Here is an 8,201-nt window from a genome sequence, read left to right on the forward strand (position 1 = left end):
GAGCGGTCCGCCCCGACAACCCTCCCCCAGTCCGTTTTGGGGGAGGGTGGGCCGGTGGTGCCGGCCCGGGTGGGGGCCGCCCCGAACCCGCCCCCTCGCACCGGTCCATCCCCCGCGTGCTGGTGAAGTCCCCCCGTCCGTTTGGGGGGACTTTCCGCCGTTGTTGCGGCGAATTCATTCGCTCCGCCGGCAAGCCCCTCCGTCTCCGGATCCCCACCCACCCCTCAGCGGCCCGGCCCCACCGCCGCGCGCGCCCGCTGCAGCGTCCACTCCTGCACGTGCGCGGGCGGCCAGGCGCCCTGCCGCGCGCCCTGGATCAGCCGCTCCGCCTCGGTGAACGCGCGCTCCGCATCGGCGGCGGACACCACGCCCTGCGCCACCGCCGCGTGGAACTCGTCGCGGTCCAGCAACTCCACGTGGCCGTCCGCACCCAGCCACACGTCCAGGAACAGGTCCGTCGTGTCCCACCGCGCGCCCGCCATGCGCACCGGCGTCAGCACGTTGGCGTAGATGCCGGTAAACGTGCCGTCCGCCAGGTGAAAGCGGCCGACGTCGTGCCACGTCTCGCCGCGGTAGGTGAACCACACCACGGGCGCGCCCGGCTCCAGCACCACGCGCCCGCCCGCCGTCACCGGCTTCTTGAGCTGCGCGGCGTCCAGGTACGTCACCACGACGGTGCCGTCGTCATCCACGACCTCCTGGCGGAACACCTGCACCCGGTCCGGCGGGCGCAGGTAGTGGATCTCCACCATGCCGCCCGCGGCGTAGGCCGGCTCAGCCACGGCGGCCGGCGTGCTCCTGCGCGTCCACCACGGCCAGCGCCGTCAGGTTCAGCACGTCCGCCGCCTCGCTCCCGCGCTGCAGCACGTGGATGGGGTGCGCCATCCCCAGCAGAATGGGGCCGAACGCCTCCGCGCCCCCCATTCTCCACATCAGCTTGTAGGCGATGTTGGCCGAGTCCAGGTTGGGGAAGACCAGGATGTTGGGCCGGTTCCGGAGCGAGGTGAACGGATAGTTCTCGAGCCGGAAGTCGTCCATCACCGCCGTGTCCGCCTGCATCTCGCCATCCACCTCCAGCTCCGGCGCGCGCTCCTTTACCATCTGCGTGGCGCGGGCCACCCTGTCCGACGCCGGCCCCCGCGCCGACCCGAAGCTGCTGTACGAAAGCATCGCCACCCGCGGCTCGATCCCCAGCCGCCGCACGAAGTCCGCGGACAGCAGGGCGATGTCGGCCAGGGTGGCGGCGTCCGGGTCCGGGTTCACGGTGGTGTCCGCGAAGAAGACGACTTCCTGCTGCAGCACCATCATGTACAGCCCCGCCACGCGGCGCACGCCCGGCGCCGTGCCGATTGTTTCCAGCGCGGGGCGGATCGTTTCCGGATAGTACAGGTCTTCCCCCGCCAGCAGCCCGTCGGCGTCGCCGGCCAGCACCATCATGCAGCCGAAGAACACCGGCTCCCGCATGCGCGCGCGGGCCTGCGCCAGCGTGACGCCCTTGCGCTGCCGCCGCCCGAAGAAGTCGCGGGCGTATCGTTCGCGGGCTTCCTCGCTCCACTGGTCCACCAGTTCGGCGCCGTCGATGGCAACGCCCAGCGCGGCGGCGCGGTCGCGGATCACGTCTGGGCGGCCGAGAAGGATGGGGCGCGCCACCCCTTCGGCCAGCACCAGCGCGCAGGCGCGAATGATGGCGTCGTTCTCCCCCTCCGGGTACACGATGCGCCGCGGGTCGTTGCGGGCCCGGCGCATCAGGTTGCGCATCACCTCGCGGCCGCGGCCCAGGCGGGCGTCCAGCTCCGCGCGGTAGTGCTCCAGGTCAATCTGCACGCGGGCCACACCCGTTTCCATGGCCGCCTGCGCCACCGCCGGCGCCACCCACAGCATGATGCGCGGGTCGAACGGCTTGGGGATCAGGTACTCGGGGCCAAAGCGGAATCGCTCGCCGCCGTACGCCTTTTCCACCGCCTCGGGCACGTCCTGCCGGGCCAGCTCCGCGAGCGCGCGGGTGGCCGCCATCTTCATCTCGTCGTTGATGGCGCGGGCGCGCACGTCCAGCGCGCCGCGAAAAATGAAGGGAAAGCCCAGGACGTTGTTGATCTGGTTGGGATAGTCCGTGCGCCCCGTGGCCACCATGGCGTCCGGCCGCACCGCGAGCACATCTTCCGGCAGGATCTCCGGGTCCGGATTGGCGAGGGCGAACACGATGGGGTGGTCCGCCATCCCCGCCACCATCTCCCGCGTGACCGCCCCGGCCACGGACAGGCCCACGAACATGTCGGCGCCGCGCAGCGCTTCTTCCAGCGTGTGCAGGTCGCGCGTGGTGGCAAAGCGGCCCTTGTAGCGGTCCAGGTTGCCGCGGTCCGCGCGAATCACGCCCTTGCTGTCGGTCATGGCGATGTTCTCGCGGCGCACGCCGAGCGACACGTAGTGCTCCGCCGTGGCGATGGCCGCCGCGCCCGCGCCGCTGAAGACGACGGTGATCTCGTCGATCTTCTTGCCGCTGATCTCCATGGCGTTCAGCAGCGCCGCCCCGCTGATGACGGCCGTGCCGTGCTGGTCATCGTGAAAGACGGGGATGTCCAGCCGCTCCTTGAGTGTTTCTTCGATGTAGAAGCACTCCGGCGCGCCGATGTCTTCCAGGTTGATGCCGCCCACCGTGGGCTCCAGCAGTTCGCAGAAGCGGATGACGTCGTCCGCGTTCTTGCTCGCCACCTCCAGGTCGAACACGTCGATGTCGGCAAAGCGCTTGAACAGGACGCCCTTGCCCTCCATGACCGGCTTGGCGGCGAGCGGCCCGATGTCGCCCAGCCCCAGCACCGCGGTGCCGTTGCTCACCACCGCCACCAGGTTGCCGCGCGCCGTGTAGCGAAAGACGTCTTCGGGATTGGCGGCGATCTCGCGGCAGGGCTCCGCCACCCCGGGCGAGTACGCCAGCGAAAGGTCCCGCTGCGTGCTGGCGGGCTTGGTGGGAACGACGGCGATCTTGCCCCGGCGCCCCTGGCTGTGGTAGTCGAGCGCGTCCTGCCTGCGGTCTGCCATGCGTGTGCTGCCCTCGTGCGGAAAAGGATCCGGTGCGAAGGGGTACACTGGGCCGGCGGGCGGGGGGTGTCAAGCAACCGCAGGCTCCGTTTTTCGTGGATGATGACGGTCCGTGGGCCGGGGGCGCATCCGTTCGCCGGGCGCGCGCCGCGGATGGCGCCCCGGGCGCACGGCTCGCGGAGTGCGCCGCCCCGCGCGGGGCGCCATCTGTTCCTATCCGCACCATAGCAGTGCATCGCCTATTCGGACAATAAAACTCAAGATGATGTCCGGAGGGGGTTTGCGGAATCGTGCCGCCGCGGTCCGGACGATGCCTTTACAGACATCGTTCGCACGACCGGCGCATTCCGCTCCACCTCGGGAGCCATCGCGCCAACGACCTTCCGGAGGAGCTCGTTGATGAAGCGCAACACGTTCGCACTCGCCTCGATGATCGCCCTGGCCGCCTGCGCCGACGGGCAGGCCCCCACGGCCGCCGTGGACGAGGCGCCCGTCCTTTCGCAGTCCGCCAGCGGCCGCTACGTCGTGGTGCTCAAGGACGGCGCCGACCCGCGCTCCGTGGCCGCCGTGGCCGGGGTGAGCCCGCGCTACGTGTATACCGCCGCGCTCAACGGCTTTGCGGGCACGCTGAACGCCGGCCAGCTGAACGCGCTGCAGCACAACTCCAACGTGGCGTACATCGAGGCGGACCTCCCGATGGAGAAGTCCACCCTGCAGACCGGCGCCACCTGGGGGCTGGACCGCATTGACCAGCGCGACCTGCCGCTCAGCACCAGCTTCACCTACACCAGCACCGGCGCCGGGGTGAACGCCTACATCCTGGACACCGGCATCACGCTGGGCCACACGGAGTTCGTGGGCCGCGCGGTTTCGGGGTACGACGCGGTGGACGGCGGCAGCGCGGACGACTGCGACGGGCACGGCACGCACGTGGCCGGCACGGTGGGTGGCACCACGTACGGCGTGGCCAAGGGCGTAAAGCTCGTGGCGGTGCGCGTGCTGGACTGCGCCGGCAGCGGCACCACCTCGGGCGTGGTGGCGGGCATTGACTGGGTGACGGCCAACCACGTGAAGCCGGCGGTGGCCAACATGAGCCTGGGCGGCGGCGCCAGCACGGCGATCGACGACGCGGTGCGCCGTTCCGTCTCGGCGGGCGTGACCTACGCGGTGGCGGCGGGCAACGGCACCCGCGCCGGCCGCCAGGACGACGCCTGCAAGTACTCGCCGGCGCGCGTGGCCACGGCCATCACGGTGGGCGCCACCACCAGCACCGACGCGAAGGCTTCGTACTCCAACTACGGCACCTGCGTAGACATCTTTGCGCCGGGCAGCAGCATCAAGTCGGCCTGGTACACCAGCGCCACGGCCACCAACACCATCAGCGGCACGTCCATGGCGACGCCACACGTGGTAGGCGTGATTGCGCAGTACCTGCAGGGCAACCCGGGCGCCACGCCGGCCCAGGTGGAAGCGGCCATCGAGGGCGGCGCCACGGTGGGCAAGGTGACGTCGGCCGGCACGGGGTCGCCGAATCTGCTGCTGTTTACGGCGTTTTGAACGGCAGGGAATAGGGAATAGGGAATAGGGAATAGGAACGACCAAGGACGATGAGTCCGAATCCCAGTCCTGACCTGCGCGGGAGCCCCGCCGGATGCGAATCCGGCGGGGCTCCCGCGTTCGCCTCCGCGCGCGCCCGGGGCGCCGCCCGGTGAACCAGAACGGTGCACGTGCACCGCGCCGCGCCTCAGCACGGGCGCACCTCCCGATGCGATTGTTTCCCAAGTAGTTGTCGGGAAAGAAGTTTGCTCAGGGTGGGTTGTGGTCCGGCGCGTGCCTTTGCTGGAGGCCGGAGCAGACGGGCCGATGCACCCGGATGGCACAAGGGGATCGGTCCCGGTCACCCGACGTGGCGGCGCTTGGGGCGCTGCCTCCCCCGGGCACGGCGCCGCGCCGCGCCCACCCTTCCATGCTGGAGGAACTCGTGACCAAGCGTACCCTCACCCCCCTTGCCGTACTCGTGCTGGCCGCCGCGGCCGCCTGCGGCGACCAGAGCAGCATGCCCACCGCCGCGCACGACGACGGCGCCGCCCCGCTGCTCTCGGCCGCCCCCGGCCGCGGCGTGGACGGCAGCTACATCGTGGTGCTCAACGACGGTGCCGATCCGCGCTCGGTGGCCGCGGTGGCGGGGGTGAGCCCCCGGTACGTGTACACGGCCGCGCTCAACGGCTTTGCGGCTGAACTCAACGCGGGGCAGCTGAACGCGCTGCAGCACAACCGCAGCGTGGAGTACATCGAGGCGAATGCCACCGTGCAGGCCTCCGTCATTCAGACCGGCGCCACGTGGGGCATCGACCGCATCGACCAGCGCGCGCTCCCGCTCTCGGGCACGTTCAGCTACACCGGCACGGGGCTGGGCGTCAGGGCGTACGTCATCGACACGGGGATCCGCTTCAGCCACAGCGAGTTCGCGGGACGCGCGGTGTCCGGCTACGACGCGGTGGACGGCGGGACCGCGGACGACTGCAACGGCCACGGCACCCACGTGTCCGGAACGGTGGGCGGCACGCTGTACGGCGTGGCCAAGGCGGCAACCCTGGTGGGCGTGCGGGTGCTGGACTGCAACGGCAGCGGCACCAACGCGGGCGTGATCGCGGGCATCGACTGGGTGGCGGCCAACCACACCAAGCCGGCCGTGGCCAACATGTCGCTGGGCGGCGGCGCCAGCACCGCCGTGGACGACGCCGTCAACCGGCTCATCAACACGGGCGTCACGGTGGTCGTGGCGGCGGGGAACGGAAACTTCTTCGGCATCGCGCAGGACGCCTGCAACTACTCGCCGGCGCGCGTCGCCAACGCCATCACCATCGGCGCCACCACCAGCAGCGATGCCAAGGCGTCGTACAGCAACTACGGCAACTGCGTGGACCTGTTCGCCCCCGGAAGCAGCATCAAGTCGTCCTGGTACAACGGCGACACCGCCACCAACACCATCAGCGGCACGAGCATGGCGACTCCGCACGTGGTGGGCGTGGCCGCGCTGTACCTGCAGGCCAACCCCGGCGCCACGCCGCAGCAGGTGCGCGACGCCCTGTACAACGGCAGCACCAAGTCGGTGGTGACCAGCGCCAAGTCCGTCAACAACCACCTGCTGTTCACGGCCTTCTGAGCCGCGGCCGCACCCGGAACCATGGAGCCCCGCCGGATCCCCGCGATCCGGCGGGGCTCTCCCGTTCCCGGGGCGTCCCAGGCCCGCATCAGAGTGAACCAGAACAGTGCAACTGCACCGCCCTGCGCCCCACGGCGGGCGCGCAGTCCGGCGTCATGAAACTGCAAGTGGTTGCGGGAGGGGTAGTTACGATTGTGTGGAACATGGTCCGGCGCGTGCCTTACCGGGGAGCACTCAAACCAACGGATGCGCATGGGTTCACGGACCCGGGCCGCGTTCACGGTCAACGCACTGGCGGCCGCTCCGGCGTTCGCCTCCCCCGGGCACGGCACATCCGCCGCGCCCACACGTTTCCATGCTGGAGGAGCTCTTGAACAAGCGTACCCTCACCCCCTTTGCCGTACTCGTGCTGGCCGCCGCGGCCGCCTGCGGCGACCAGAGCAGCATGCCCACCGCCACGCATGACGACGGCGCCGCCCCGCTGCTTTCGGCAGCCGCCGGCCGCGGCGTGGACGGCAGCTACATCGTGGTGCTCAACGAGGGCGCGGATCCGCGCTCGGTGGCCGCGGTGGCGGGGGTGAGCCCCCGGTACGTGTACACGGCCGCGCTCAACGGCTTTGCGGCCGAGCTCAACCAGGGCCAGCTGAACGCGCTGCAGCACAACCGCTCGGTGGCCTACATCGAGCAGAACGCCACGGTAGAAGCCAGCACCGTGCAGAGCGGCGCCACGTGGGGGCTGGACCGCATCGACCAGCGCGCGCTTCCGCTGGGCGGCAGCTACATCTACACGCCCACCGGCGCCGGCGTGCGCGCGTACATCATCGACACCGGCATCAACTTCGGCCACACCAACTTCGGCGGCCGCGCCACCAGCGGCTACGACGCGGTGGACGGCGGGAGCGCCGATGACTGCAACGGGCACGGCACGCACGTGGCCGGCACCATCGGCAGCACCACCTACGGCGTGGCCAAGTCGGTGAACCTCGTGGCCGTGCGCGTGCTGGACTGCCAGGGCAGCGGCACCAACGCCGGCGTGATCGCGGGCATGGACTGGGTGGCCAACAACCACGTCAAGCCGGCCGTGGCCAACATGAGCCTGGGCGGCGGCGCCAGCACCGCCACCGACGACGCGGTGAACCGAATGCACAACGCCGGCGTCACCGTCGTGGTGGCCGCGGGCAACGAGAACCAGAACGCCTGCAACGTGTCGCCGGCCCGCGCGGCCAACGCCATTACCGTGGGCAGCACCACCAACACCGACGCGCGCTCGTCGTTCAGCAACTACGGCACCTGCGTGGACGTGTTTGCTCCGGGCAGCAACATCCTGAGCACCTGGATCGGCAGCACCACCGCCACCAACACCATCAGCGGCACCAGCATGGCCAGCCCGCACGTGGCCGGCGTGGCCGCGCTGTACCTGGAAGGCAACCCGTCGGCCTCGCCGGCGACCGTGGCCAGCGCCATCGTGAGCACCAGCACCTCGGGCAAGGTGACCAGCGCCGGCACCGGGTCGCCCAACAAGCTGCTGTTCTCGGGGCTCACGGCGGAAGGCACCACCACGCCGCCGCCGTCCACGGGCACCACCTACACCGGCACCCTGTCGTCGGGCGGCTCGGCGATCCAGCCGAACGGCTCGTACTACCAGAGCACCGTGTCCGGCGCCCACACCGGCGCACTGACGGGCCCGTCCGGCACCGACTTTGACCTGTACCTGCAGAAGTGGAACGGCAGCAGCTGGGTGCAGGTGGCGGGCGCCGAAGGCACCACGTCCACCGAGAACATCAACTACAGCGGCACGGCGGGCTACTACCGCTGGCGCATTGTGGCCTACAGCGGCAGCGGCAGCTACACGCTCGTGACCACCAAGCCCTGATCCGCTCCGGCTGATCCCGGGAACCAAAGAACCGCCCGGCGCGATCCTGCGCCGGGCGGTTTTTCGTTGCGCGGAACGGGCTGTTCAGCGGAGTCGGATGAAAAGCGTTACCCGTCGAAACGTGAC

General features: G+C 70.4%; 5 protein-coding genes. 3 read left to right on the forward strand and 2 right to left on the reverse strand.

Going from position 1 to position 8,201, the window contains the following annotated elements:
• Nucleotides 1-224: 224 nt before the first annotated feature.
• Together VF665_RS08960 and VF665_RS08965 are read right to left on the reverse strand one after the other, a co-directional pair.
• Nucleotides 225-782 carry a DUF402 domain-containing protein gene (locus tag VF665_RS08960; protein ID WP_331053075.1) on the reverse strand — a complete coding sequence of 186 codons (558 nt, stop codon included), beginning with the start codon at nt 780-782 and terminating at the stop codon, nt 225-227.
• Complete coding sequence (locus tag VF665_RS08965; RefSeq protein WP_331053076.1) at nt 775-3,036, reverse strand: NADP-dependent malic enzyme; 2,262 nt, start codon at nt 3,034-3,036, stop codon at nt 775-777. The genes VF665_RS08960 and VF665_RS08965 overlap by 8 nt, the downstream gene beginning before the upstream one ends.
• Before the next feature lie 399 nt (nt 3,037-3,435).
• Here VF665_RS08965 and VF665_RS08970 point away from each other — a divergent pair, with 399 nt between their 5' ends.
• The 3 genes from VF665_RS08970 (at nt 3,436) to VF665_RS08980 (ending at nt 8,075) form a co-directional block, all read left to right on the forward strand.
• Nucleotides 3,436-4,593 (forward strand): S8 family peptidase, encoded by a 1,158-nt coding sequence (locus VF665_RS08970; protein ID WP_331053077.1) that lies wholly within the window; start codon nt 3,436-3,438, stop codon nt 4,591-4,593.
• A gap of 424 nt (nt 4,594-5,017) precedes the next feature.
• A complete protein-coding gene (locus VF665_RS08975) occupies nt 5,018-6,202 on the forward strand; it encodes a S8 family peptidase (RefSeq protein WP_331053078.1) in 1,185 nt (394 codons plus the stop codon).
• A gap of 355 nt (nt 6,203-6,557) precedes the next feature.
• Nucleotides 6,558-8,075, forward strand: a complete 1,518-nt coding sequence (locus tag VF665_RS08980) for a S8 family peptidase (protein ID WP_414678442.1) — start codon at nt 6,558-6,560, stop codon at nt 8,073-8,075.
• Nucleotides 8,076-8,201 lie beyond the last annotated feature (126 nt).

Origin of the sequence: Longimicrobium sp., assembly GCF_036387355.1 — a bacterium.
In the GTDB taxonomy this organism is placed as follows: Bacteria; Gemmatimonadota; Gemmatimonadetes; order Longimicrobiales; family Longimicrobiaceae; genus Longimicrobium.